This is a genomic window from Pedobacter roseus, from assembly GCF_014395225.1.
Taxonomy (GTDB): domain Bacteria; phylum Bacteroidota; class Bacteroidia; order Sphingobacteriales; family Sphingobacteriaceae; genus Pedobacter; species Pedobacter roseus.
This window is the reverse complement of sequence record NZ_CP060723.1, coordinates 3,955,553-3,982,165: the sequence shown is the minus strand read 5'-3', so window position 1 is coordinate 3,982,165 and position 26,613 is coordinate 3,955,553. Positions and strand designations below refer to the sequence as shown.

The 26,613-nt window shown below is 37.9% G+C and carries 20 protein-coding genes; 12 read left to right on the top strand and 8 right to left on the bottom strand.

The features are described 5' to 3' along the window. Window positions 1-4: 4 nt before the first annotated feature. From H9L23_RS16270 to murI, 5 genes are all read left to right on the top strand, one after another. On the top strand, window positions 5-745 hold the full coding sequence (locus H9L23_RS16270) for an isoprenyl transferase (RefSeq protein ID WP_025145682.1): 741 nt from the start codon (window positions 5-7) through the stop codon (window positions 743-745). 152 nt (window positions 746-897) lie between these two features. Beyond that, window positions 898-3,441 (top strand): outer membrane protein assembly factor BamA, encoded by a 2,544-nt coding sequence (bamA, locus tag H9L23_RS16265; RefSeq protein ID WP_187591392.1) that lies wholly within the window; start codon window positions 898-900, stop codon window positions 3,439-3,441. A gap of 101 nt (window positions 3,442-3,542) precedes the next feature. Further along, complete coding sequence (locus H9L23_RS16260; RefSeq protein WP_187591391.1) at window positions 3,543-4,073, top strand: OmpH family outer membrane protein; 531 nt, start codon at window positions 3,543-3,545, stop codon at window positions 4,071-4,073. A gap of 62 nt (window positions 4,074-4,135) precedes the next feature. Beyond that, the gene (locus tag H9L23_RS16255) at window positions 4,136-4,714 is read left to right on the top strand and encodes an OmpH family outer membrane protein (protein ID WP_187591390.1); all 579 of its coding nucleotides are present in this window, start codon (window positions 4,136-4,138) and stop codon (window positions 4,712-4,714) included. A gap of 318 nt (window positions 4,715-5,032) precedes the next feature. After that, window positions 5,033-5,848 carry a glutamate racemase gene (murI, locus tag H9L23_RS16250; RefSeq protein ID WP_187591389.1) on the top strand — a complete coding sequence of 272 codons (816 nt, stop codon included), beginning with the start codon at window positions 5,033-5,035 and terminating at the stop codon, window positions 5,846-5,848. A gap of 208 nt (window positions 5,849-6,056) precedes the next feature. On the opposite strand, the gene H9L23_RS16245 is transcribed toward murI, so the two are convergent. The 4 genes from H9L23_RS16245 to H9L23_RS16230 are packed head-to-tail and all read right to left on the bottom strand — an operon-like array spanning window position 6,057 to window position 12,825. Then, window positions 6,057-7,196 (bottom strand): cytochrome-c peroxidase, encoded by a 1,140-nt coding sequence (locus H9L23_RS16245; RefSeq protein WP_187591388.1) that lies wholly within the window; start codon window positions 7,194-7,196, stop codon window positions 6,057-6,059. A gap of 3 nt (window positions 7,197-7,199) precedes the next feature. Beyond that, window positions 7,200-8,756, bottom strand: coding sequence for a DUF6850 family outer membrane beta-barrel protein (locus H9L23_RS16240; RefSeq protein WP_187591387.1), 1,557 nt, complete (start codon window positions 8,754-8,756; stop codon window positions 7,200-7,202). A 34-nt stretch (window positions 8,757-8,790) separates the two neighbouring features. Continuing rightward, a complete protein-coding gene (locus H9L23_RS16235) occupies window positions 8,791-10,113 on the bottom strand; it encodes a DUF4876 domain-containing protein (protein ID WP_187591386.1) in 1,323 nt (440 codons plus the stop codon). Between the two features lie 3 nt (window positions 10,114-10,116). After that, complete coding sequence (locus tag H9L23_RS16230; protein ID WP_187591385.1) at window positions 10,117-12,825, bottom strand: TonB-dependent receptor domain-containing protein; 2,709 nt, start codon at window positions 12,823-12,825, stop codon at window positions 10,117-10,119. Between the two features lie 294 nt (window positions 12,826-13,119). Here H9L23_RS16230 and H9L23_RS16225 point away from each other — a divergent pair, with 294 nt between their 5' ends. Next, window positions 13,120-15,021 (top strand): amidophosphoribosyltransferase, encoded by a 1,902-nt coding sequence (locus H9L23_RS16225; RefSeq protein WP_187591384.1) that lies wholly within the window; start codon window positions 13,120-13,122, stop codon window positions 15,019-15,021. Window positions 15,022-15,662: 641 nt separating this feature from the next. Here H9L23_RS16225 and H9L23_RS16220 read toward each other — a convergent pair. Continuing rightward, complete coding sequence (locus H9L23_RS16220) at window positions 15,663-16,289, bottom strand: LysE family translocator (protein ID WP_187591383.1); 627 nt, start codon at window positions 16,287-16,289, stop codon at window positions 15,663-15,665. A 143-nt stretch (window positions 16,290-16,432) separates the two neighbouring features. Between H9L23_RS16220 and H9L23_RS26670 the strand changes: the two genes are divergently transcribed. The 6 genes from H9L23_RS26670 (at window position 16,433) to H9L23_RS16195 (ending at window position 22,627) form a co-directional block, all read left to right on the top strand. Beyond that, window positions 16,433-17,152 (top strand): MFS transporter, encoded by a 720-nt coding sequence (locus tag H9L23_RS26670; protein ID WP_246474716.1) that lies wholly within the window; start codon window positions 16,433-16,435, stop codon window positions 17,150-17,152. Continuing rightward, window positions 17,149-17,868 carry an MFS transporter gene (locus H9L23_RS26665; protein WP_246474715.1) on the top strand — a complete coding sequence of 240 codons (720 nt, stop codon included), beginning with the start codon at window positions 17,149-17,151 and terminating at the stop codon, window positions 17,866-17,868. The genes H9L23_RS26670 and H9L23_RS26665 overlap by 4 nt, the downstream gene beginning before the upstream one ends. A 64-nt stretch (window positions 17,869-17,932) precedes the next feature. Next, complete coding sequence (locus tag H9L23_RS16210) at window positions 17,933-18,391, top strand: deoxycytidylate deaminase (RefSeq protein WP_025145670.1); 459 nt, start codon at window positions 17,933-17,935, stop codon at window positions 18,389-18,391. A 180-nt stretch (window positions 18,392-18,571) separates the two neighbouring features. Further along, entirely contained in the window at window positions 18,572-20,101 is a 1,530-nt protein-coding gene (gene guaA, locus H9L23_RS16205) for a glutamine-hydrolyzing GMP synthase (protein WP_187591382.1), read from the top strand. Window positions 20,102-20,215: 114 nt separating this feature from the next. Continuing rightward, window positions 20,216-21,427, top strand: coding sequence for a type 1 periplasmic-binding domain-containing protein (locus H9L23_RS16200; protein ID WP_187591381.1), 1,212 nt, complete (start codon window positions 20,216-20,218; stop codon window positions 21,425-21,427). 30 nt (window positions 21,428-21,457) lie between these two features. After that, on the top strand, window positions 21,458-22,627 hold the full coding sequence (locus H9L23_RS16195) for an RsmB/NOP family class I SAM-dependent RNA methyltransferase (RefSeq protein ID WP_187591380.1): 1,170 nt from the start codon (window positions 21,458-21,460) through the stop codon (window positions 22,625-22,627). Window positions 22,628-23,032: 405 nt separating this feature from the next. Here H9L23_RS16195 and H9L23_RS16190 read toward each other — a convergent pair whose 3' ends face one another. The 3 genes from H9L23_RS16190 to H9L23_RS16180 form a co-directional block, all read right to left on the bottom strand. Beyond that, a complete protein-coding gene (locus H9L23_RS16190; RefSeq protein ID WP_025145664.1) occupies window positions 23,033-23,599 on the bottom strand; it encodes a MarC family protein in 567 nt (188 codons plus the stop codon). A gap of 79 nt (window positions 23,600-23,678) precedes the next feature. Next, the gene (locus H9L23_RS16185) at window positions 23,679-25,010 is read right to left on the bottom strand and encodes a porin (RefSeq protein WP_187591379.1); all 1,332 of its coding nucleotides are present in this window, start codon (window positions 25,008-25,010) and stop codon (window positions 23,679-23,681) included. Between the two features lie 97 nt (window positions 25,011-25,107). Next, window positions 25,108-26,583 (bottom strand): amino acid permease, encoded by a 1,476-nt coding sequence (locus tag H9L23_RS16180; RefSeq protein ID WP_187591378.1) that lies wholly within the window; start codon window positions 26,581-26,583, stop codon window positions 25,108-25,110. Window positions 26,584-26,613: the final 30 nt, after the last annotated feature.

Here is a 26,613-nt window from a genome sequence, read left to right as displayed (position 1 = left end):
ATTAATGGGATTTAAAGAACAAATAGACTATAGCCGCCTGCCAAAGCACATTGCCGTAATCATGGACGGTAATGGAAGATGGGCAAAAGGCCAAGGTAAAGTGCGGGTTTTCGGCCATGAACAAGGTGTACTTTCTGTGAAAGACATTGTAGAAGGCTGTGTGGAAGTGGGTATTGAGTATTTAACTTTATATGCTTTTTCTACCGAAAACTGGAACCGGCCTAAAGAAGAGGTAGATGCTTTGATGCAGATTCTCATCTCTACCATCAATAAAGAAACCGAAACACTTAATAAAAACAACATTAAGCTTAATGCGATTGGCAACATTGCATCTTTACCGCAAGAGTGTATCGATGATTTGAAAGAAGCCATGGAAAAAACAGCCCATAATGAGAAATGTACACTAACACTGGCATTAAGTTATAGTGCAAAGTGGGAAATTATAGAGGCAGCCAAAAAAATTGCATCAGCTGTAAAAGATAATACCATATCGTTAGATGATATTGATGAAGACCTGTTTTCGTCAAAACTGACTACTGTAAATATACCCGATCCGGAGTTAATGATCAGGACCAGCGGGGAGCACCGCATCAGCAATTATCTGCTTTGGCAAATGGCTTATACGGAGTTTTATTTTACCGATGTTTTATGGCCGGATTTCAGACGTGAGGATCTTTTCGAGGCTATTGTAGACTACCAAAAACGCGAACGCCGTTTTGGCAAAATTAGTGAACAATTAAACTAATTTTTCTTTTAACACTTTTTAACAAGCGTTTAAACTAACTTAGCACCACTTTTATACGATAAATGAAACCATAATAAGGGAAACACAATAAAGAAAATTTTGCTTTATAAAACATTGTTACCTTCGTGGCCATTACTGAACAAATTATTTTAATGAAAAGAATATTTCAAGTTTTAATTCTACTAGTTTTAGCCGCTCCGGCCTTCGCTCAAGTACGTCCACAAGGTCAGGCACCGGCAACCCCTTCTTTAAAGGTTGGTGGCTTAGATCTCGATTATTTTAGTCCAAAAGAATACATCATCGGTGGTACCACAGTAACAGGAACCCAATATTTAGATAAAGAAGTATTAATTACACTATCTAAATTAACCAAGGGCGATAAAATCGTTCTTCCTGGCGAAGCAACTTCTGACGCAATTAAAACGCTTTGGGCGCAGGGATTGTTTGATGATGTTAAACTTAATATCCAGAAATTTGTTCAGGATTCAGTTTATTTTGAGATAGAAGTAGTAGAACGTCCACGTTTAAGCTCTATCGATTTAAAAGGTATCCGTAAATCTGAAAAAACGGCCATTCAGGAAAAACTGAATGATAAAACCGGTAAAATCGTAAACGACAATTTATACAATACTACTTCAGCTATTGTTAAAAAATACCTGTTGGATAAAGGTTATTTCTTTACTCAGATCGACTATAAAACCCGTAAAGATCCAAATGCAGAAAACAGTGTGGTTTTAGAGGCTTATATTGATAAAGGTCACCGTGTTAAGGTACAACACATCGATTTTACGGGAAATAAAGACTTTAAAGCAGCAAAACTCAGAAAATACCTTAAAAACCCTAAACAGTTTACCTGGTGGCGCTTTTATGGTTCCGGAAAATTCTCAAAAGAGAAATATGAAGAGAACAAGGTAAAAATGATTGCTAAAATGCATGAAAAAGGTTACCGCGATGCTGAATTATTAAAAGATACCATTTACCAATACAATAAAAAGAAGGTTAACATCAGGATGGACCTTTATGAAGGTAAAAAATATTATTTCGGTAATATCACCTGGGCTGGTAATGCCATTTACCCGGACAGTATCCTAAAGAAAGTATTAACCATCGAAAAAGGTGATGTTTTTAGTGAAGAAAGATTAAACAAGAAATTAAATGGTGGTGGCGAAAACGGCGGCGACATTAACAGTATGTATACCGATAACGGATACTTAACTTTTAACATCGATCCGGTACAGACCAAAATTTATGGCGATACTGTTGATGTTGAATTACGTATGTACGAAGGTCCACAGTACACCAACAACCGCATTACTTTAAAAGGTAACACCATTACCAATGATAAAGTGGTTTTGCGTGAGATCCGTACCAAACCGGGACAAAAATTTAACAAAAGTGATTTAATCCGTACCATCCGTGAGATTGGTCAGTTGGGTAACTTTGATGAGTCTAAAACAGTTCCAACTCCTCGCCCTAATCCGGCAGATGGTACTGTAGATATTGAATATGCTGTAGAAGAAAAACCTTCAGATCAGATTGAGTTATCAGGTGGTTTTGGTGGTGGCCGTATCATTGGTACATTGGGCTTAACCTTCAACAACTTCTCTTTACGTAACCTGTTTAACTTAAAAGCTTATAAGCCACTTCCAAAAGGAGATGGGCAGAAATTAAGTTTACGTGGACAAACCAACGGTAAATATTACCAATCATATAGTTTCTCATTCTCACAACCTTGGTTTGGTGGCGAGAAACCGGTAAGTTTTGGTGTAAGTGCATTTACCTCGCTACAATCAAACGGTTTAAGCAATGGAGATGCTGCTTTTCAAAAAATCCGTTTAAATGGTGTAACCGTTAGTTTGGGTAGAAGATTAAACTGGCCGGATAACTATTTCCAGTTAACCCACGCGGTGAGTTTGCAACAGTATATCTTAAATAACTATACCGGATATTTATTTAACACAGGTACATCTTATAACTTAAGTTTATCACAAGAGATTAGCCGCGATTCAAGAGATTCGCCGATCTTCCCTAAATCTGGTTCGTTTTTACGTTTCACTATTCAGGCAACGCCGCCATATTCATTGTTTAACAAGGTGAATTATGCAACTGCATCTGACAGGGAAAAATATCGCTTTACAGAATACCATAAATGGAAATTCGATTCGCAATGGTACCAACGTGTTGCAGGTAACTTAGTGGTAAAAGCACAGGCCCAATTTGGTTTCTTAGGATCATACAACAAAGCAGTAGGCCAATCAGCATTCGAGCGTTTTAAACTGGGTGGTGATGGTATGCAGGGATTCGATTTCTTACAGGGTTCTGAGTTAATCGCCATGCGTGGTTATGCAAATAACACGGTTATTCCAAATGGTTCTGATCCGAGCATTGCACAGCAGTCTGGTAGCCCGATTTATACTAAATATGTATTAGAGGCACGTTATCCGGTAATTGCTAGTCAGCAAGCAACAGCATTTGTTTTAGCCTTTGCTGAGGCGGGTAACACCTGGAACAGGTTCGGCGATTTTAATCCTTTTAACGTGAGGAGATCAGTTGGTGTAGGTGCACGTATCTTTTTACCGATATTTGGTTTATTGGGTATCGATTACGGACATGCATTCGACAGGATTCCTGGAGTTGCAGATGGAGGAAAGCAAAACTTTACTTTTAGTATCGCACAACAATTAGGTGGATTTTAATTGATAAAGAACAAAAAAATAACTAATTATGCAATAAATCGTTGCAAGATGAGTTTAAAGAAAGCTTAGGTTATTAACTATATCATTAACACACACACAAAATGAAAAAATATCTTTTTATCGCATTTCTACTTTGCACTTTTATCGGTGCCTTTGCACAGAAGTTTGCTTATGTAGACACAGAGTATATTTTAAAACATTTGCCAGAATATAAATCGGCATTAAGTCAGTTAGATGTTGCTTCTAAACAATGGCAGCAACAGGTTGATCAGAACTTCTCTGAAATCGACAGGATGTACAAAGCTTATCAGGCAGATCAGGTTTTATTAACAGATGATATGCGCAAGCGCCGTGAAAACGAAATCATCGAAAAAGAAAAACAGGCCAAAGAATTTCAGCGGTCTAAATTTGGTCCCGATGGCGATCTTTTTCAAAGCAGAACCAAATTAATCAAGCCCATTCAGGATAAAGTAGCTGAAGCCATTAAACAAATTGCAAAATCTAAATACTTAGATTTCATTTTTGACAAGAGTAGTGAGGCTACCATGATGATTTATGCAAGCAGTAGTTACGACGTTAGTAATGATGTAATTGTAAAATTAGGTTACAAGCCAGGGACTGTAAATAATTAGTATATTCGCCCCTGATTTTTAGAAAAAACAATTAGAAAAAATAAAAAAAGTAAAATAGAACGATGAGAAAGTTAATTAACGTATTCTTTGTAGCAGCAGGTTTAATGTTTACAGCGAATATGGCAAGTGCACAACAAAAATTGGGTCACATTAATTCTGAAGAGGTATTCGCAAATTTACCAGAGGCTAAAGCCGCTCAAGGAACTTTAGAAACCCTAGGTAAACAAAAACAAGCTGATATTGATGCAATGATCAAAGAATATCAGACCAAATTGGCAGCTGCTCAGGCTAAAGAAAAAACTTTGAGCGAAGCGAACAAAGAAAGTGTAGGAAAAGAATTACAGGTTGCTGGACAGGAGTTACAGGATTTGGAAAAACGCATCACTGATGCACGTACTAAAGCTTCACAGGATATAGGTACTAAACAAGGTGAATTGTTCCAGCCAATCCAGGCTAAAGTTGCAACTGCAATTTCAGCTGTAGCTAAAGAAAAAGGTTTAGCTTACGTTTTCGATATCGCAAACGGACAAGGTGGTAACAATCTGGTTTTCTGGGAAGGTGGCGATGATATCACTGCTTCAGTTAAAACTAAATTAGGTATCACAGCAACTGCTGCAAAACCAGCTGCACCTAAAAAATAGTCTTTTATTAGTCTTGAGTCGTTAGTCTCAGGTCGGAAAATAAGAAATTGCGGAGTTAAGTTTATCTTAGTTCCGCTTTTTTGTTTTAGAGAGGTTTTTAATGATGAAAGGTTTAAAAGTTGGAAGTTTTTGTTCCGAAGAGGTTTTAAGGTTGAAAAGTTTAAAGGTTTTGTTCATAATGCGTTAAAAAATTTCAACTTTCCAACTAAAAATTCAACTTTACAACGTTCCAACATTCCAACTTTTCAACTAACATCCCAACATTTCAACTTTTCATCTAACTTTACAACCTCTTTCAATATTTAACTTTCCAACGCAATGCAGGCTTCACCAATAGGTATTTTCGATTCAGGTTACGGCGGTTTAACGGTGTTCCGTTCCATTGCCGATAAATTGCCCGATTATAATTATATCTATTTAGGAGATAATGCCCGTTCGCCTTATGGTGATCATTCTTTCGATACTATTTATAAATATACTTTAGAGTGTGTAGAATGGCTTTTTGCAAAAGGATGCCAATTGGTTATCCTTGCATGTAATACTGCTTCAGCAAAGGCCTTAAGAACCATTCAGCAAAAAGATTTGCCAGTTAAGTATCCGGGCAGGAGAGTGTTGGGGGTAATCAGGCCTACAGCCGAAGTAATTGATGCTTATACCCAAACCAAACAGGTTGGTGTAATGGGTACAAGGGGAACGATTAATTCACAATCTTACCTTTTAGAAATCAATAAGTTTTTTCCAGACATCAAAGTTTACCAGCAGAGCTGCCCGATGTGGGTACCCTTGATCGAAAATAATGAGCACTTGCAATCGGGAGCAGATTTTTTTATTAATGAATATTGCGATCAGTTATTGAGTCAATCAAAGGATATTGATTGTGTTTTGCTGGCCTGCACACATTACCCCTTATTAATGCCTAAACTGAAAAAGGTATTTCCCGATCACATCAACGTGTTAACGCAGGGAGAGATTGTAGCCGATAGTTTAATCGATTATTTAGACCGACACCCTGAAATCGAAGAAAAGCTGGCTAAACAAGGCGAAAGACATTTCTATACCAGCGGAGACCCTTTGGCTTTCGACGAACATGCTTCGATATTTTTCGGAGAAGCGTTAACGTCTGGTAAAATGTAGAAATGGTTAATTGTTCAGAAAGGTTAATCGGTTAATTGTTTAAATTGGTTAACTGTTCACTGAAACGAATGGTTAGAATTGCTAAATTGTTAACTACCAACTCATGATTTGTCGCCACCCATGGTGGGAAGGTTTCTAAGTTTATTATCCCTTTAAAAGCTCTTAATCAGACTACGGACTAAAGACTCCCGACTTTAGACTTAACTCACTACTGCGGCAACTGCTCTACGCGTGTAAGTACAGTAGGCGAAGATAGCGCTTCTAAAAAAGCAACTACTGCATCTTTTTCGGCAATGCTTAGTTTTAAACCTTTTAAAAGTTTATCGTTTTTGGGTAGCAGAGGATCATTTACTTGCTCGGCTTTTACACGTTGATTTGGCATACCCACGTTGTACATATTCATCACCCCATCCATATCCGGAAATAAACCATTATGAAACCATGGTGCAGTTTTCATTACGTTTCTTAAGCCTGGGGTTTTAAACTTGCCCACATCTTCTGGTTTCTTAGTGACGTTGTATAAACCGAGGTCTTCATATTTACGGCCAAAATAGGTTAAACCATCATTGTGAAATTCGTTGTCGGTAAATAATGGTCCGTTGTGGCAGTTAATGCACCGTGCCTTAGTGCGGAATAAATGTAAACCCATTAATTGTTGGTCTGTTAAGGCTTTTTTATCTTTGGCCAGGAAACGATCGAACGGAGTTCTTCTACTCACAATACTACGTTGAAAAGTAGCCAGGCTCTCAAAAATCCTTTTATTGGTAATTTCCTTTGAGCCAAAGGCAGACTTAAAATAAGGCTGATAACCTTTAATCTTGCCGAGCTTTTTAGACAAGGCTTTCATATCCTGGTGCATCTCATTGTGCGCAGCAACAGGACTTCCGGCCTGCTCTTCCAAATTGGTTGCACGGCCATCCCAGAACAAACGTTTGTAAAACCAAACATTTTCCAAGGAAGGTGCATTGCGGATATTAGCCAAATGATCGTGACCGATTGAAACCTGGCGGCCATCCGTCCAATGTAAATCCGGGGCATGGCAGCTCGAACACGAAATCTGGTTCGAACCCGATAAACGCGGATCGAAAAACAGGATTTTGCCCAGCTCTACCACATTTTTTACTGAGTCGTTTTTTAAATCAACAGGAGAGGGTGGAAGTTCACCCAGTTCCTGAAATACCGCACCCTTATCTAGCGTTGGTTTTGGCCACTGATCGGTAGGTTTTGAATAAACTTTGCGCAGGCTATCTATACTCAGTTCGTCGTCGTTGTTAAAATCAGCCGATTGAAAAGAAAATAAGATTAGTCCTGTGAGGGCTAAAGCAAGAAGGGCAAAAATTTTATTCATGGGTTAAAAATACAGGTTTAAGCTGATATTGGAAGAAAAACGATCTTTGCCGGGGGTATTTGGCAGCACCCTGCCAAAGTCTTTTAAATTGTCTCTTCTCCAGTAGGTAACACCAGCTTTAATACCAGCATGGATTTGTTTAAACATTGGGATACTATAATCGGCGGTTAAATTACCTCCAAATTTTGAGGTTGTATTATAGGCATAATCATAATAGATCACATTCCTTGTAAACACACCTTCGTTAGCTAAAAGTACACTAAAATCAGAATCAAGGTATTGGTTATATAAACCAGTTAGGCTAACCCCCCAGTTATGATTGTTTTTATTTTGATGGTTTAAGCCATAACTTAACGAATAATTTAATTGATTAAATCTGATATCGTTACCGGCAATACCATCTTGCCTGCGTTCTTCATATTTTTTTAAACCTAGGCCTATGTTATGAGTAAACTGATTTTTTTTTAATGTATAATGGCCCTTAATGGAAGTCGTGTTGTTGATAAACAAGTAACTGTTTGCAAGGTAGTCATTAAGGTAGTTGTCACCCTTAATTGTTTGGTAATTAAGGTCAAAACTTAAAGAATTTACAGCAGTACTTTTCAACCAAAAAAAACGGTAGTTTTCATTAACCAAATTAAAACTGATGAATTTAGAAATTCCCTCTGAAGTTCTGTAGTCAAATTTTTGCTTTTCTTTTGATGTTTGATAATTGAAATTGAAACTACCAGTTTTTTCCGCATCGTATGTTAAATAAGCGTCAAGACCATTTCTAGTTTGATTGTTTTGAACGGTTCTATTTACATTGTATTCTCCTGGTTCTCCGTAGCCATTTATGAGATAGTTTGTGAATTCTGGACTAACTCTTCCTTGATTGAGACTATTATTTTTATAAGCAACATTTACTTTTTCAAATCCATACCCAACACGATAAGCTGCGCCGATTGCCAATTCTTTTGTGATATTGTATCCAAGAGTACCGACTAAATTTAATTGGTAATCACTTATATCTCCACGTGGATCGTTGGTAGAGTAGTGATCACCAATTCTATAATCAGCACCTAAACCAATAGGTAAATTATTTTTCAGAATATTTTTACTTGCCAATGTTTTTAGGTTATATATCGTCCTTTGATAATTTACATTTCTAGCCGAGCCAAAATAATATGGGTTTGCCAAGTTATTTCGCGTTTGATGAGAAAATGCCACACTGTCTTCAACTGTTCTCTTATATGAAAACTGCCCCCAAATGCTAATTGATTTTAACTGGGAAATTCCCTCAGTTCTTAAAAAAGTGCCATTGGCTTTCGTTGCGTCTTGCGCTTTCATTAAATGCCCTTTTTCGAAGTCGTGACCGATACTTAAGTTGTTATAAGTTGATGGCATTAATTTTTTGATATAGAAAGGACTTGATTTTGCAAAATTGTAAGCAGCAAAAAGAGTTGAATCAGCAGAAAATAATTTATTTTTCACATTGATGCTTAACGTATCACGCTTCTGGCCGTATGCTGTAAGTATAGAACTAAAAACTAAAAGTATATATAGAATGGTATTCTTCATTTTTATTTTATTCGGTATTTCTATAGTGTAATGCTTATTTAAATGCCTTAGGAGCTGCGAGTGGTAAAAAGTCAAAGTCTTCAGCAGAATTATTGGTGTCTTTTAAAATTCTTCTCCCGTTTACAATACTATCTGTTTTTCTGATAACAGACTGAGAAGAGTATGCACCATTTGGAGCATAAGCATAAAGCGCATCCAAAGAAGCCCCTAGCTTTTTGGGTACCCTCGATGCCGCACTACTAGGCTGTACTTCTACTCCATCAATAATAAAATCAATAGGAATTTGATAATATTTATCTGTACTTGCCGTTGGTGGTGTAATTGTTGGATAAGGATATTGTGGTAATTTTTTAATATCTATATCCCCTTTATTTTTAAATATCACATAGCCCATTCTGCCCGGATTATCAAAAATAAGATCAGTGCCGCTATAAGATAATACCTCCACATTGGGTACACTGGGGTTATCGATATCTGACGCCAATGGCTTCGCTAAAAAAGGAGCATAATAAGCCTCAAAATCGGCTCCACTCAAATCAATTGTTAAAGAAGGATCTCTTACTGTGATTGTTTTTCCGTCAGAACCGGTAAATGGTGCTTTATGGTTTAATGCAGTTTGAGCTAAAACTATGCTTTCTCCCGGTTTAACAGGATATTGTTTTCCTGTGCCGGGAATCATTAATAATGCTCTGGTGTAGATGTAACCATTATTTGCATCAATATTTGTTGGCATTCCCTGCGATTTGCTCCAGTCATACTGGCTATTGTTTTGTCTGTAAATGTTAGTTGAAGTGAAATTTTGAATTCCTAAAGCTTCTGCTATGTATAAGCTATCTGCATATAAAAGTGAATCGGTATTATTATATATTTCTATAAATTGATCACGAAACGATGCTCCTGTTGTAGTATTAGATCCTGCATAATAAATTTGTTTAATTACCCAAGGTCCGGTGGATCCTGAAATCAGTTTAAGTTCAACACGCTGATTATCTTCAATTGTAATGGTTTTTGATTTTTCTGATGCATTAAAAACCACTTCCTTATCTACTTTTTCACCAGTTAAAGTCGTATAATCTGCTGGTTGAATTTTAATTGATGCAGATATATCATAAACACCTGGTGAAATCGAGTCAAGCGAAACAGTACCATTACTTTCAGTTATATATTTTTGAATTAAGCCATTTTTAGCACTTTTAAATGTAACCTCTATTTTAGCTTTTGGTAATAGCTTTCCTAAATTTTCTGAGGCATAAGATGTTATCACATGGTATTTTACCGGGTGGATTCCGGTAACGTCTCCTTGATATTTTTTACAAGCGGTTATAGCCAATAATAATATGAATAATAATTTTCTCATCTCTTAAAGTTTAATTGATAATTCTGCTCCAAATGTTGGACTACTATTTGGGTATTTATAAATGCCAGTGGTTGTAACGTAATATGGACGGTGGTTAAATACGTTGTAAACATTAAAAGCAAACTTGAAACGTTTTTTTATCTCTTTGGCAATACTTAAATGATAATTGGAAATTACACGAGGAAGATCATTTTCTGATTGCTCTTCGGGTGTAATATAAAGATGGCCGTAAGACGAATTATTTTTGTCGAAATTAGTAATAGCAGTATATTGGTTAAACCTGTTATAATACCCAACAGGAATTCTTGAAGTCGCGCTGCTTACATTTTTATCTAAAAGATCAAATTCTGCTACAAAAGAAACAATAAGGCTTAATTTGGGGATATGTGTAACACTAGTTAGCCTCCCATTACTAAAATATGCTTTTTTATTAACAGGTTCATAAACACCAATGTAGGCGTAATTCGGGTCTGTTGGAATGGTATTAGGCATCTTATCACTCAAACTATTTGAAGTTGAACCATAAGATGTTCTGAAAAGCCCTCCGCTTAAGTTAAAAGATGTTTTGATTTCCTTAACCTCAGGTGTGTTTAAAATTACCTCAAAACCTTGATTGTCTGATGAGAGGTCGTTTTTGAAAGTAAAATAATTTATAGCATAAGGGCTAGTGCCGTTCTGTATAACAGTAGGTTTTGCCCCCGGATTGATTGTAGCTGTGTAAGTTGGTAATTCTATCGTTTGTAAAGTTTGAACTGTTGAAATTCCATTTCTTGATTTCTTATTATAAGCTGATATAGATAAATTGAATTTCTGTATTTTGATTTGAGCAGATAACTCAATGCTTTCACTTTTGGATGGTTTTAAATTAATATTCGTAGGGTCATACCTTTCTACATATACTAAATAGGTACTCTCGTTCACCTTGCCATTGTAAGCGTTTAATAATGGAATTTCGAAGAAGGTTGGGCCAGGGTAACGCTGAGCCAAAGCAGGTGATTTGTAAGATAAGCCATAGGCAACACCAAATTTTAGATTTTTGTTTACTTCATAGTTGATATTGGTTCGAGGTGATACCGAAGCATAACCGTTTTGGATATCCGATCTGATGCCTGCCCTTACACTTAAAGGTTTGCCCAGTACAGTTGTTGTGAAAAGATCTTCTACATAAAAGCCTATATCCTTTTGGGCAACTGCCAAACGGAAATCATAAAAGCGTTCAGAACTTTTTGTGCCTAATGAAGTGCTCGCAACCTTAGTTCCGCTTCTTGGTTCATTTGGGTCGATGGTTTGTCCTAAACCTTTATTTGCGCTATAACTAAAGCTTGTCCCAAACGAAAGGTTATGAACAAGATTACCAGTAGCAAAACCTCCTGTAAAATCAAGATTTGCCGATGCTGTTATCGGTCTGCCATCAATTAATGATTGAGCAGTATAAACTCCTGTATCGTATGTTCCTTCGTGGATTCCAGTAGTTATAGCGGTGGTATATAATACATAAGGGTCATTCGCCAATTCCTCTTTATAGCTTACCTGGTGGCCTTCCGAATATCTTAAATTTAAACCTACATTCTTTAAGAAACCGGAAGTAAATCTATAATTGCTTCTATTTGCGACGCTAAAATTCCAGCTATCAAATTTTGTTCTCGTACTTTTTTCATCGTCAGGATCAAATTTAATTCCGTCGAGATTTCTTCCATAATCCACACTGAAGGTATTTTTTAACTGTTTGGTATTGCCAAAAGAGTTGGTCCACATCGCATTGGTATTAATCCTTCGGTAAGCTTTTAATTTATCTCGGTTATCTTGAAATGAATTAACATAATTAACCCCAACGTTTATTGAACCATATTTTGGACTAATTTCAAAGCCTTTGGAAAACCCATAGGATGTAGCATTATCCCTTAATTGCATGCGTACATAAGCCGGAGATTTTCCAGCCTGGCGTTCAATGATAATTGCACCATCAGTTAAATCGCCATATTTTGCGGGCGCAACACCCGCGATTACCTCAATACTTTCAATATTATCTGCTGGTATTTGACGGAGATCTGTGCCACCAAAGGTGTAATCGCCAGTGTATCCTGTTTTGTCGTCGCCAGTTCCTCTTATCCCGTATGATCCGCTTTTTACAAATGATAAGCCTACTCCACCTGCTCTACCAGCATTAAAACTTTGCATGTTTGCATTATTGCTAATAGTATTTCCATCCATAATAATGGCAATACCAAACGCATTATTTAATTCGAAAGCGCCTTTCCCATCTGTTGTTGGAGCATAAGCAGCCCTTAAATTGATATTCTGTACATTCTGTAAAGATGGTGGCTGGATTTTTCTGTTCGGGATCTGATTCAATAAATCATTTACACTCAATGCCGGCGTCTGTTCTATTAAGTCTCTCGTAATGATTAATGATGAGTTGGTTTGGCCCGTATAATTCCTTTTGGCATTGATCTCAATGTTCTCTAAACTTAAATCAAGAACTTTTAAAGCAATATTGCCCAAATTGGTTTCGCCTTCTTTTACGGTTAACGGTAATCTTAACCTTTGAAAACCAATGAATGAAAATTCCAACGTTAAAATGTTGTTCGTTTCTGTTCCGTTTACCCTGAATAAACCATTCTTATCGGTGATGGCATACTGGTTGGTTTCTACAATTTTGATGTTAACAAGTTCTAAGGGCTTGTTCTGCGGGTCGGTTACTTTTCCGACCACAACGTTTCTTATTTGCGCAAGCGAATTGAAGCAAATAAAAAAGAATAATAAGGATGTGTAAAGTTTCTTCAATTTAGACTAAATCTTAATAATAGCGCAAAAGTGTTAATTTTACACTAACTATGCAAATTATTTAGAAAGATTCTAATTAATAATACAGTATTTTAAGTAGGAAAGGCAGATTAGCATACTTTTGGAGTATCTGTCAGCTTAAACTCATCATCTCAAAAGAAAACATTTTTGTTTAGGTTGTAATGGTTTAAAAGGATAACTTTGCGGCTTCAAACCCACACAATGAGTGATCAGATAAAACACGAATGCGGAATCGCTTTTATTCGCCTGTTAAAACCACTTTCTTACTACCAGCAAAAGTACGGTACAGCACTTTACGGCCTTAACAAATTATACCTTTTAATGGAGAAACAGCATAACCGGGGCCAGGATGGCGCTGGCATTGCCACCATTAAGCTGGATATGAAACCGGGCAGTAGGTACATTAGCCGATACCGGAGCATGGCATCTAATGCGGTAGCAGATATCTTCGAATATGTACAGAACAAATTTGTCGATATCCAGGAAAACACCCCTGAATTAATGCAGGATACAGAATGGCTCAAAAACAACGTAAGCTTTATCGGCGAGGTGTTAATGGGCCATTTGCGTTATGGTACGCATGGTAAAAACAGTATCGAAAATTGCCACCCTTTTTTAAGGCAGAACAACTGGATGACGCGTAACCTGGTAATTGCAGGTAACTTTAACATGACTAATGTTGATGAGTTATTGGAGCAATTGTATGAGTTAGGGCAACATCCAAAAGAAAAAGCAGATACGGTTACCGTGCTGGAAAAAATCGGTCACTTTTTGGACGATGAAAACCAGGAGCTTTTCGATCAGTATAAAAAGGAAGGACATGATAACGTTGCGATTACGCACAAAATATCTGATAATTTAGATATTGCGAATATCCTTCGCCGCTCGGCCAAAACATGGGATGGAGGTTATTCGATCTGTGGTATGGTGGGTAATGGCGATTCGTTTATTATGCGCGATCCGGCAGGTATCCGTCCGGCATATTATTATTATGATGATGAGATTGTAGTAGCGGCTTCCGAAAGGCCAGCTTTACAAACTGCATTTAATATCCAGTTTAAAGATGTTAAAGAGATCGATCCAGGTCATGCTTTAATCATTAAGAAAAATGGCGAGGTGAGCATGGAGCAATTCCGCGAGCCTACCGAAAGATTATCTTGCTCATTCGAACGCATCTATTTCTCTAAAGGAAGTGATGTGGAGATTTACCGCGAACGTAAACAGCTTGGCCGTTTATTGAGCGATAAAATTTTGAAAGCGGTTAATTACGATCTAAAAAATACGGTTTTCTCTTTTATTCCGAATACTGCTGAGGTTGCGTTTTTCGGGATGGTTGATGGCGTACAACGTTATGTGCGCAATCATCAGAAAGAAGTTCTCTTACATAAAAAAGAACAGTTAACGGATGAGCAGTTAGACGATTTATTGTCGCTTGCACCACGTGTAGAAAAACTGGCGGTAAAAGATGTTAAACTGCGGACTTTTATTACCCAGGATGCTGATCGTAGCGAAATGGTGGCACACGTTTATGATACTACTTATGGTATTATCAACAATCACCAGGATACTTTGGTGGCTTTAGACGATTCTATTGTTCGTGGTACTACTTTAAAACAGAGCATCATTAAAATTGTAGACCGTTTACATCCTAAAAAGATTATTATTGTTTCTTCTGCACCTCAGATCCGTTACCCTGATTGTTATGGGATAGATATGAGCCGGATGGGTCAGTTTGTGGCTTTTGATGCGGCAATCCAATTGCTTACTGAACGTGGCATGTGGCAGGTAATTGAAGATGTTTATACCAAATGTAAAGCTTCGTTACTTTTACCGAAAGAGGAAATTGTAAACCACGTTAAAGAAATTTATAAACCATTTACCCCTGAAGAAATCTCGGCCAAAATTGCACAGATTATTACCCCAAAAGGTACTGTTGCTGAAGTTGAAGTGATTTACCAGAGTTTAGAGAACCTGCACGAGGCTTGTCCGAAAAACAAAGGTGACTGGTATTTCTCAGGAAATTATCCAACCCCAGGCGGTAACAAAGTGGTAAACAAAGCTTTTGTTAACTGGAAAGAAGGAAATAACCAAAGGGCTTATTAGCCCCTAAAATATTTTGAATAATAAATAGCTCATAGGCATATGGGCTATTTTTTTGAGCTCGTTTTTACCACCAATTGCACTGAGTTTGCACAGAGAAAGGATGCCCTTCGACTACACTGAGGGTGACAAACGCTTAGTTCTATTTTTAATTTTTAACTACAAAGGCATGAAGACACAAAGGCACAAAGCAGGTTTCCATCTTCATTTAATTTTGCTTGCTTCTCCTACCTAAACCTGACATTCGCGGAAAGCCCGGAGGCAAATCCTTCATTTGCCGAGGACTTGCAGCATTGGCAGGACTAACAATAATAGTTTTATTGCACCTGCTTTTCTAAAAATGTTTGAACATCTAAGTGCATCTAAACTGGGAATGCAATATATTATGCGTAAAACTTCAGATATGTTTTACTAAGGGATATTTTCGTGTTACCACAAAGGCACTAAGGCACAAAGCAGGTTTTCATCTTCATTTAATGTTGCTTGCTTCTCCTATCTAAACCTGACATTCGCGGAAAGCCCGGAGGCAAATTCTTCATTTGCTGAGGACTTGCAGCATTGGCAGGACTAACAATAATAGTTTTACTGCACCTGCTTTTCAAAAAAAATGTTTAAACATCTAAGTGTGTCTATTTTGAAAAGAGTTATGCGTAAAACTTCAGATAAGTTTTAATGATCAGCCAGAAAGCAAAGATGATGATGACCACACCGGCAATTTTATTGAGTTTCTTCAGCGCATCTTCTTTTATTTTATAACGGAGTTTGCTGGAATAAAAACTTTTAGCGCCATCGATAGCCAGTTGAGTGGCCATGGCGATAAAAAAGCAGACCAATTTCTCGTTAAGCATGTTATTGAGCTTAACAGAGATGATTCCGCTAACAATAATCCAGAACATGAGCGTAGAAGGTGTGAGGATACACATCAGAAATCCTTTTATGACATAACCCCGTTTACTCACCTTTTGTAAGGTTGAACTATCATAATGTACGGTTATTTTAGAAACCAGGTAATAGATACCCACCGCTAACAAAAATAGGCCCCCGATAGAGCCTACATATTTATCAAATTCTGCCTTGTAGTCAAAAAACTGGCTGCCAAAAAGGACCAGTCCAATTAAGATTATATCGCTGATAATCACGCCAACAGCCAAAGAAAACCCCGCTTTAAAACCCCGCTCTATGCTGGTTTTGATCATTGCAAAAAATACCGGCCCTGTTAAAAACGACGAAATAATCCCTGCTCCTATTCCTAGTAATATGGCTTCAAACATGCATTGTATTGTTTATAATATGCGAATATGCAATTTTATACCTAAACATATAACATTTATTTTTGTTGCACGGGTTGCATAAAATTTACTGCTTTTCGTTTTTTTTTATTTATGTTTAGAGCCACTAAAACTAAATTTTAAAAATGAGTTCAGAACAAACACAAACCAAGTGGGGGCAGTTTATTCCCTTGGTCACGGTATTCTTTTTTTGGGGCTTTGTGGCTGCCAGTAACGATATCCTAATACCGGTATTTAAAAAAGCTTTTGATTTATCGCAAGCTGAAAGTCAGCTGGTGTCGCTGGCATTTTACATTGCTTACACGGTGGGTGCTTTAATTTATAATGGTATTTCAGTACTAATAGGACAAGATATTGTAAATAAACTGGGCTATAAAAATTCGTTGGCACTCGGATTGGTTATTTCTGCGCTTGGAACCTTATTATTTTATCCAGCGGCAAACCTGCACTCATTTCCGTTAATGCTTTCTGGTTTATTTATTGTGGCACTGGGTTTCTCGTTACAACAAACGGTGGCTAATCCTTTGGCAATTGCATTAGGGCCAATTACAACTGGTTCGCAACGATTAACTTTAGCTGGCGGTATTAACAATTTCGGCACAACCATAGGCCCGCTTATTGTGAGTTTTGCTATTTTTGGTTCTGCAGCAAATGCAAGTACCGATATCAGTATTGAAAGTGTTAAAATCCCTTACCTTATTTTAGGTGTCGCTTTTATTGCTGTTGCTATTTTCTTAAAATTATCTTCATTACCTGATAGACCTACTTTGGTGGAAGCTTCGTCTGAAGATACTAAATCGATTAAGGGCTCAGCATTGAAATACCCCAATTGGTTTTGGGGATGATTGCTATTTTTGTTTATGTAGGTGTCGAGGTATCAACTGCAAGTAATTTACCTGCTTACATGGAAAAAGATCTTGGTTTTGCTATTAAAGATATTGCGCCTTACATCTCCTTATATTGGGCAAGTATGATGATCGGTCGTTGGACCGGCGCCGTTGAGGCTTTTACCGATAACGTGAGCACACAAAAAATATTAAGATTTATTGCGCCTTATTTAGCATTCGGTATCTTTTTAGCTGTTAACGCTATTGCAAAACATGATTTGGCTCCTTTTTACGTATATGCCTTGATTATTCTGGTATTAATTGCGGCCGATATGGCAAGTAAAGGTAATCCTGCACGTATGCTGTTGATCTTTTCGGTTATCGGCATAACTGCCTTATTGATTGGAATGTTTACTACTGGTATGACGAGTGTTTATGCCATTACAAGTGTAGGTTTATTCTGTAGTACATTATGGCCTTGTATCTTTACTTTGGCCGTAAGCGGTTTGGGTAAACACACCAGTCAGGGAAGTAGCTTCTTAATTATGATGATTATGGGTGGTGGTATCATTAGCTGGGCACAGGGTGCGGTATCAGAGTTTACAGGTATTCAATACAGTTATGTGGTGGGTATTATATGTTTCTCTTATCTGGCTTTTTATGCCTGGAGAGTAAGTGGTATTTTAAGATCTCAGGGAATTAATTTCGATAAGAAACTTTCTGGCGGACATTAATTTTTAATAAAGTATTTTTGTAGCCACAGGGATTAAATGCCCTGTGGCTTTTTTGATTTTATACATGACAGACAAACCAAGCTTCGATACCATATTTATGAACCTTGCCACCGATCTGGCTGCCCGTTCGCATTGCGTGCGTGCCCACGTTGGCGCAGTATTAACAAAAGATACCCGTATTATATCTATCGGTTACAATGGTCCGCCAGCCGGAACGCACAATTGCGATGAGGAATGGCCTGAGCATGGCTGCGCACGCGATAGCAAAGGAAGCTGTTCATTGGCTTTGCATGCTGAAGAAAATGCGATCCTCTATGCATCTAAAAATGGGTCGAAGATAGAAGGCTGTACTTTATATACAACGCTATCTCCCTGTATTGCCTGCGCAAGGTTAATTTTATCATCAGGAATTAAACTGGTGTACTATTCAAAATCCTATGCCGCTTACAAAGGTTTGCCTAGCGATGAAGGCGTAGATTTTTTAAGGAAATTTGGGGTAGAGGTGGTTTTGATGGAATCGTAGAGGTTCAGTGGTTCATTTGTCATTAGATCATTGGTACCTGCAAGTTGTATACAGGTTAATCGGTTAATTGTTTAAATCGCTTAATTGACTTCGGACTTCTGACTCCCGCCCCCTGACTTTTTCCTTCAAAAATCTCAAATCTCCCCTCTCAAATCTCATATCTAATTGGTACCTTTGCGGATGCAAGAAAAAATCATTATCGTCGATTTTGGTTCGCAATTTACACAACTCATCGCTCGTAGGGTTCGCGAACTAAATATTTACTGTGAAATATATCCATATAACAATCTTCCTGAGATTACCGAGGATGTAAAAGGTGTTATCTTTTCAGGTAGTCCTTATTCTGTTCGCCAGGAAGATGCCCCTCAAATCGATTTATCAAAATACCATTTAAAATATCCTTTATTGGCTGTTTGTTACGGTGCACAATATATTGCCCAACATTCTGCTGGTTCGGTTCAGCCTTCTTCAACACGCGAGTATGGCCGTGCCAACTTAAACTTTGTAAACCAGGATAATAAATTATTCAAAGGCATTAACCTTGGTTCGCAGGTTTGGATGAGCCATGGTGATACCATTACCGATATCCCTGAAAATTTTGAACTGATTGCCAGTACCGATAGTGTAAAAGTTGCCGCTTACCACATTAAAGATTCTGATACTTATGCCATCCAGTTCCACCCGGAGGTTACCCATAGTATTGATGGAAAAATTCTTTTAGAAAATTTCTTAGTGGATATCTGCGGTTGCAGCCAGGATTGGACTTCTGCTGCCTTTGTTGAAACCACGATTGCTGATATCAAGGCAACTGTAGGTGATGATAAGGTTGTGTTAGCACTTTCAGGAGGTGTTGACAGTAGCGTTGCTGCGGTGCTTTTACATAAAGCTATTGGCAAAAACTTACACTGTATATTTGTTGATAATGGTTTATTGCGTAAAAACGAGTATGAGAGTGTTTTAGAACAATACAAAGATTTCGGGTTGAACATTAAAGGCGTTGATGCAAAAGATAAATTCTTAAGTCAATTGGCTGGGGTAGAAGATCCGGAGCAAAAACGTAAAATCATTGGTCGTGTTTTTATCGAAGTTTTCGATGAAGAATCTCACCTGATACAAGATGTGAAATGGCTGGCACAAGGTACTATCTATCCGGATATTATCGAATCTGTTTCCGTTAAAGGGCCATCGGCCACCATTAAATCGCACCACAATGTAGGCGGTTTGCCAGATTTTATGAAACTTAAAGTAGTGGAGCCACTTAAAACTTTGTTCAAAGATGAAGTAAGAAGAGTAGGTACCGCTTTAGGTTTAGAATCGTTTATCTTAGGCCGTCACCCTTTCCCGGGACCAGGTTTAGGTATCCGTATCATTGGTGAGGTTACTGCAGAAAAAGTAGCTATCTTACAGGATGCAGATAAAATTTATATCGATAACCTGAAAGACGCAGGATTATACGATCAGGTATGGCAGGCGGGAGCAATCTTTTTGCCGGTTAGGTCTGTTGGTGTAATGGGAGATGAACGTACCTACGAAAATGTAATTGCATTAAGAGCGGTTGAATCATTAGATGGTATGACTGCAGATTGGTGTCATTTGCCTTATCCGGTTTTGGCTAAAATCTCTAACGAAATCATCAATAAAGTTAAAGGCATCAATAGGGTGGTATACGATATCAGCTCTAAACCGCCTGCAACTATTGAGTGGGAATAATAGTTTAGTTTGGAGCTGTGAGTTTTCAGTTTGGAGTCCAAACTGCATAAAATAAATGTGATGCTAGCAAGGTGGAATAAACTTTGCTAGCATATTTTGTTAAAAACGATAGGTATGAATTTTAAGAAGGTTTACGGGTTGCCCGTTTTGTTGATGTTGGTTTTAAGTGCTTGTTCGCCAAAAGTGAGAACACCTAAACCAGAGACGAGTAAACCAGCTGAGAAGGAAAAACCAGCCGATAAAAAGCCTATCAAAAAGTTTACGCAGGCCAGTGTGTCACTGCTTGTGCCTTTTAAACTGGATGAGCTGAACTTAAAAACGGCTACAAAGGCAGATATTGAGAAATATGCCATGCCCATCGATTTTTATCAGGGTTTTAAATTAGGATTAGATTCTGCTGCGGCGCAGGGCTTAAATTTTAAACTTAATGTTTTTGATACCCAGGATGATAATGCGCATATTTCCACTTTATATAAAAACGAACGTTTTAAACAGAGTAATTTAATTATCGGGCCTGTTTTTCCTGAAGGTTTAAAATTTATAGCCAATTATGCCAAAGAAAACAATGCAACCATTGTTTCTCCTCTGGCTGCAACCGATCCGGGAGAGTTTAACAATCCCAATCTAGTGTCTATTGTAAATAATATCGGTTTGCACGGTAAAAAGATCGGTACTTATATCGCTAAAAACTTTAATCCGGCTAATACCATAGTGGTGCTCATTAACCCGAAAAAAACGGAAGATGAAGCTTTTGCAGCCCCGATCAGAAATTATTTCCAAAACACTGGCAAATTTATCGTGCAGGAGTATGCATCAGCTTACACTTTTGAAACCAAAATGATTAAAGGCAAGCAGTATGTAGTTGTGGTAACTTCATCCGACCGTGCTTTTGTATTGCCAACTGTAGAAAAACTTTATAAGTTAAAGAATTTGCCAACCGGGGGCTATGGAATTAACCTTTTTGGACATCCAAACTGGGTAAAACAGAATTATCCGGCCGATAAATTACAAGACCTGAATACCATCATCAGTTCATCCTATAAAATAGATTATAAAAGCAGTGCTGTAGTTACCTTTATCAAAAAATACCGCTATAAATATGGTTTTGAACCTGGAGAGTATGCTTTTAAAGGTTTTGATGTAGGCTATTATTTCGGTAAACTATTGGTGAATTATGGAGAAGATTATAAGGACTATATCGTAAAAGAACGGTATAAAGGGCTTCATAATAGCTTTTCGTTTATCCATGATGAAAAATTAGGTTATATTAACACCAGTTTAATGTTGTTGAAATATAAAAACTTCGCATTAAATATTGTTGAGTAACCAGTCATTCCTTCCATTTTTAATTATTGCATGAGAGCAGACCACCAGTTAAGAGCCTTTGAACAGATTTTAAATAGTTATGATGGAAGTTTGCCCTTACATCGCTTCTTGCCCGCTTATTTTAAGCAGCACAAGCAAATGGGCTCTTCAGATAGAAGATGGGCCACACGCCATATATATAGCTTTTTTAGATTAGGAAAAGCTTTGCCAGCCTTGTTGCCCGAAGAACGCTTAAGTATTGCCGATTTTTTATGCCATACAACCTTAAGTCAGCTGGTAGAGAAAAATTTGCCAGACCTGGTGGAAAGTATTACTTTATCCTTAGAGGAGAAATTAAGCCTGATTAAGTCGAAATACCCTGACTTTGATATTGAAGAAGTTTATCCTTTTCACGCCAGTCTTTCTGGTGATATTGATAAGGAAGCATTTTTTACGTCTTTTTTCAGACAGCCAGATCTTTTCATTAGGGTAGCTGCCAGCGATTCTTCTTCTATCGTTGCGAAACTGGAGGAAGAAAATATTCCGGTTAAAGCAATTTCTGCTACCGCTTTGGCTTTACCCAATGGTACCAAACTCGAAACCATTTTAAATGAAGGCAGTTATCAGGTTCAGGATTTATCTTCACAAAATACGGGTGAATATTTTAAACCCAATAAATGGGATAAATGGTGGGATTGCTGTGCAGCATCAGGTGGTAAGACCCTGCTTTTGCATAGTTTGGAGCCAGTAATCGAACTTTTGGTTTCTGATTTGCGCGAAAGTGTATTGTTAAACCTGGATGAGCGTTTTCGTTTAGCAGGAATCAGGAAATACCATAAAAAGGAAATCGATCTGTTACAAAACAATGATCAGATTTTGCACCACTATCAATTTGATGGGATTATCCTGGATGCTCCTTGTACCGGCTCAGGAACCTGGGGAAGAACACCGGAAATGCTCACTTTTTTCGAAGAACGTAAAATTAATCAGTTTGCAGCCATCCAAAAGGGTATTGTTCAGAACGTGGTGAAATACTTAAAGCCAGGTAAACCACTGATTTATATTACCTGTTCAGCTTTTGTACAAGAAAACGAAGCTGTTGTGCAGCATATTGTAGAAACGCTTCCTTTAGAATTGGAAAAGATGGAACTGGTAAAAGGTTATGAAAATAATGCTGATACGATGTTTGTGGCCAGGTTGATTAAGAAGAGTCAGGATTAATCAGGATTTTTTAGATCGATTTTATCCCCTAGAAAGATTGCTTCGTCGGCTGAAAAAGCCTTCTCGCAATGACGATGCAACGAGCATACTAACTATGTTCAAACCAGGATTTGAAATTCTTTTTGAAGTATTTCACTGCTTCTATTAATACAGCGATGGCTCCGATAATTAAGGTATATTCTTCAAAGCTTTTCATGATATGAGCTTTTATATTAAGATGAATATACGCAATTATTGTTACATTTTGGTGAAAGGATTGTCATTTATAGTACTATCGTCATTATGTAAGCAATAGAGAAGCATAACGACTTTATTAATTAGATTTCTCAATTCCGCTGCGCTACAGTCGAAATAACGGTCCTGCTCCAAGTACATCATCCATTTTCCATCTCACCTATTCCATTCCTAAAGTCCTGTGTTATTTCTGAATAACTTAATCGCGATGGCCAATAAAATTACGCCAAAAGCTTTACGTAAGATGTTTAAGCCCGATTTTCCGAAAAGTTTTTCCAGCCTGTTGGTGTTCTTCAGTACGAAATAAACAAACAGCATATTCAGGATAATACCTACCAGGATGTTCTGGGTATGGTATTCGGTTTTTAGCGAAAGTAACGTGGTCATGGTTCCGGCACCAGCAATTAACGGGAAAGCCAATGGAACAATAGAAACCGTTTCAGGGGCTTCTTCTTTGAAAATCGTAAGTCCCAAAACCATTTCCATGGCAATGAAAAAGATTACAAAAGAACCCGCAATGGCAAAAGATTCTACATCCAAACCGATTACTTTTAAAAGTGATTCTCCAAGAAATAAAAAAAGGATCATTAAACCGGTAGCCACCAAAGATGCCTTTTCTGATTCGATATGGCCAGCCTTTCTACGCAGTTCGATAACAACTGGGATGGCTCCCAAAATATCGATAATGGCGAAGAGCACCATCGTTGTCGATAGGATCTGGCTTAAGTTGAACTTCATAAAATCGAATTTCATAGCAGGACAATTTTAAGCAAAGGTAGCGGAATTTGTATCAAATTCTCAATTGTACCGTTTTTTATTAGAAATAGAATTGCGTTCTTAAAGTGAGTACATTATCTTTCCGGTCAGCCGTGTAATCCTGAATCTGGGTAGCCTCATTTCTAATAATATCATAATACAATACCGCCTTAAAATGTGTGTTGAAATGGTGTAAGAAACCAAAACCAAAAGTATCAAAACGGACATCCGCTGGTGATAGTCCACGGTTGCCCGAAATATCCAATCCCTTTACTTTCGTATTTGGATCGTACCAATCATACTTTAAAATAAGCTGGTTATCGGTGCTGTTCAGTGTTTGTACAAAGGTAAAATAAGCTCCGTTAAAGTTTCTGGTATAATAAGGAAGGGCAATTGATTTATTGTCAACAGGGTAGGAGCCCGGCGTTGTAGAATTAGTAGAAGTTCCGGTTTGAAGTCCAGATATAACCTCTGCCCTCAGCTCCGATTTCCAGCTTTTGGTTTTAGTGGCCAGTTGAATGTCCGCACCGTAATATCTTCTTGGTGCAACTTTATTAATCGTACTACCAGACGAATCTTTAACCATATTCCATTGATTGTTGATTCTGTCCATTTTATAACTTACAGGCAAACGGTGGTTTAAACCGCCCTGTAAGGTGCTGATGCCTCCCGCAATGGTAAAGGCATTAAATGAGTATGTTTTGTGGCTTAACCTGAAGATAAAATCTTTACTGTTATCAAATTCCGCAGGCCCGGCTAAGCCCTGTCCGTTGTAAATACCGAAATCGAATACAAAGTTTTTAAGAGTGGCGTCTTTCCAGCGGGGATTTAAAGTAAAGGTAACCCCCAGGTCGCGTTCAGTTTTCATTAAAATCTGCGACATCCGGCCACGTTCTGGTGCTTCTCTTACCGAAGATGATAACTGAAGTTCATTACCAAAGGGCCGACCCGAGAGGCCTAAAGTAACCGCTAATATCTTCCATTTATTTTCGTAATAACGTCCCCAGAAATCTCTAACTGCAACGCCTTGTTCTGTACCGTCAAATTGAAGTACAAAATAGGTAGATGGTGCGCCGTCATCTGTTAAGAGCATATAATCGGCTCTTAAACGACCTCTTCTTAACCTGAAGCGGTTATTGGTAAATTCACCAAAATTTCCGCCCTGGTATTCTGCCTGTGCGCCGTTTGTCTGGGCCATCTGAAATTGAGGTTGCAGGTATCCGCTAAAGGATAATGAACCATATTTTTTAGATATAATGAGTAAATGATTAACCGTTGTAGAGTCCATTACGTCATTGATTGTCCTTTGCGCATAGCTTATTGAAGAAAACAGCAAGAAAAAGGCAATGATCAGAAAATTTACCTTTTTATATCCGGTAGAATGGCGGTTCATGTTATCGATTTTTTGCAAAGGTAGCTTTATTAACAATTATTTAACATAAAAAAAGCCCCAACTTGCGTTGAGGCTTCAATTTATTAAAAGAAATAGTTTATTTAACGTCTTTCAGGTGTGAATTCTTTTTGCTGTATCCAAAGTAGATAATGAATCCTAAAGCTAACCAGCCGAATAACCTTAACCAGTTGGTCCAGCCTAAACCTAAAATCATTAGTCCACATGCAACAACACCTAAAATAGGAATTAAAGGAACCCAAGGTGTTCTGAACTGACGTGGAAGATCCGGATCAGTTTTTCTTAGGATAATAACAGCGATACAAACCAACATAAAGGCAAATAATGTACCGATACTGGTCATATCACCAACTACATCACCAGGGATAAAAGCGGCGAATAAACCAACAATTACCAAGATTACCAGGTTTGCTTTGTAAGGTGTTTTAAATTTAGGATGCAAGTCGCTGAACATTTTTGGCAATAAACCATCTTTACTCATCGAATAAAATACACGGCTTTGACCCAGTAACATCACTAAGATTACAGAAGAGAAACCTGCTAAAATAGCTACAGTAACTAATTTAGCTAACCAACCGTAACCAGTCATATATTCACTGATTGCAGCAACAACTGATGCTTCACCACCTTTAGTTCTGAAAAATTCTACCGGTGCAATTCCAGTTAAAACATGTGCGAATAAGATATATAATACTGTACAAACTGCTAATGAGCCTAAAATGCCGATTGGCATCGCGGTTTTAGGGTTTTTAGTTTCCTGTGCTGCAGTACTCACGGCATCAAAACCGATAAACGCGAAAAATACCGTTCCGGCAGCACCAATAACTCCCCAGAAACCACCAAAACTATGGCTGATACCCGCATGATCTACATAAGTAGTAGCAGCTGGAATATATGGATGATGGTTTGCTTCATGGATAAAGCCCCAGCCTAAAACGATAATCAAAATAACGATACCAACTTTGGTAATTACGATAATTCCGTTCACGAAAGCTGATTCTGAAGTTCCTTTGATCAATAATAAGCTTAATAAGGCTACAATAAATAAAGCTGGAAGGTTGATTATCCCATTTACTGTACCATCAGGGTGTGATTGGAAAGGAGAGTGACACCATTCGTAGGGGATGGGGGAAATATGGAGCACTTCTACCAGTAATTTATTTAAATATTCGCTCCATGCAATACCTACTGTTGCGGCTCCAACAGCATATTCCAATACTAAATCCCAACCAATTACCCAAGCCATAAGCTCGCCCATAGTGGCATAAGTATAAGTGTATGCGCTACCCGAAATTGGAATAGATGATGATAATTCTGCGTAGCACAAACCTGCCAACGCACAACCTATTGCGGCGATAATAAATCCGATTGTAACCGATGGACCAGCATTTTGTGCTGCTGCTGCCGCCGTTCTTACAAATAGACCTGCACCAATAATAGCTCCTACACCTAGTGCTACCAATGCACCAGCGCTAAGTGTACGCTTTAAGCCTTTGGCTGAATCTCCTGCTTCTTCAAGCAACAGATGCATTGGCTTTTTAGTAAATAAACCCATATTTTAGTTTTTGTTTAGATTATTTCAGCT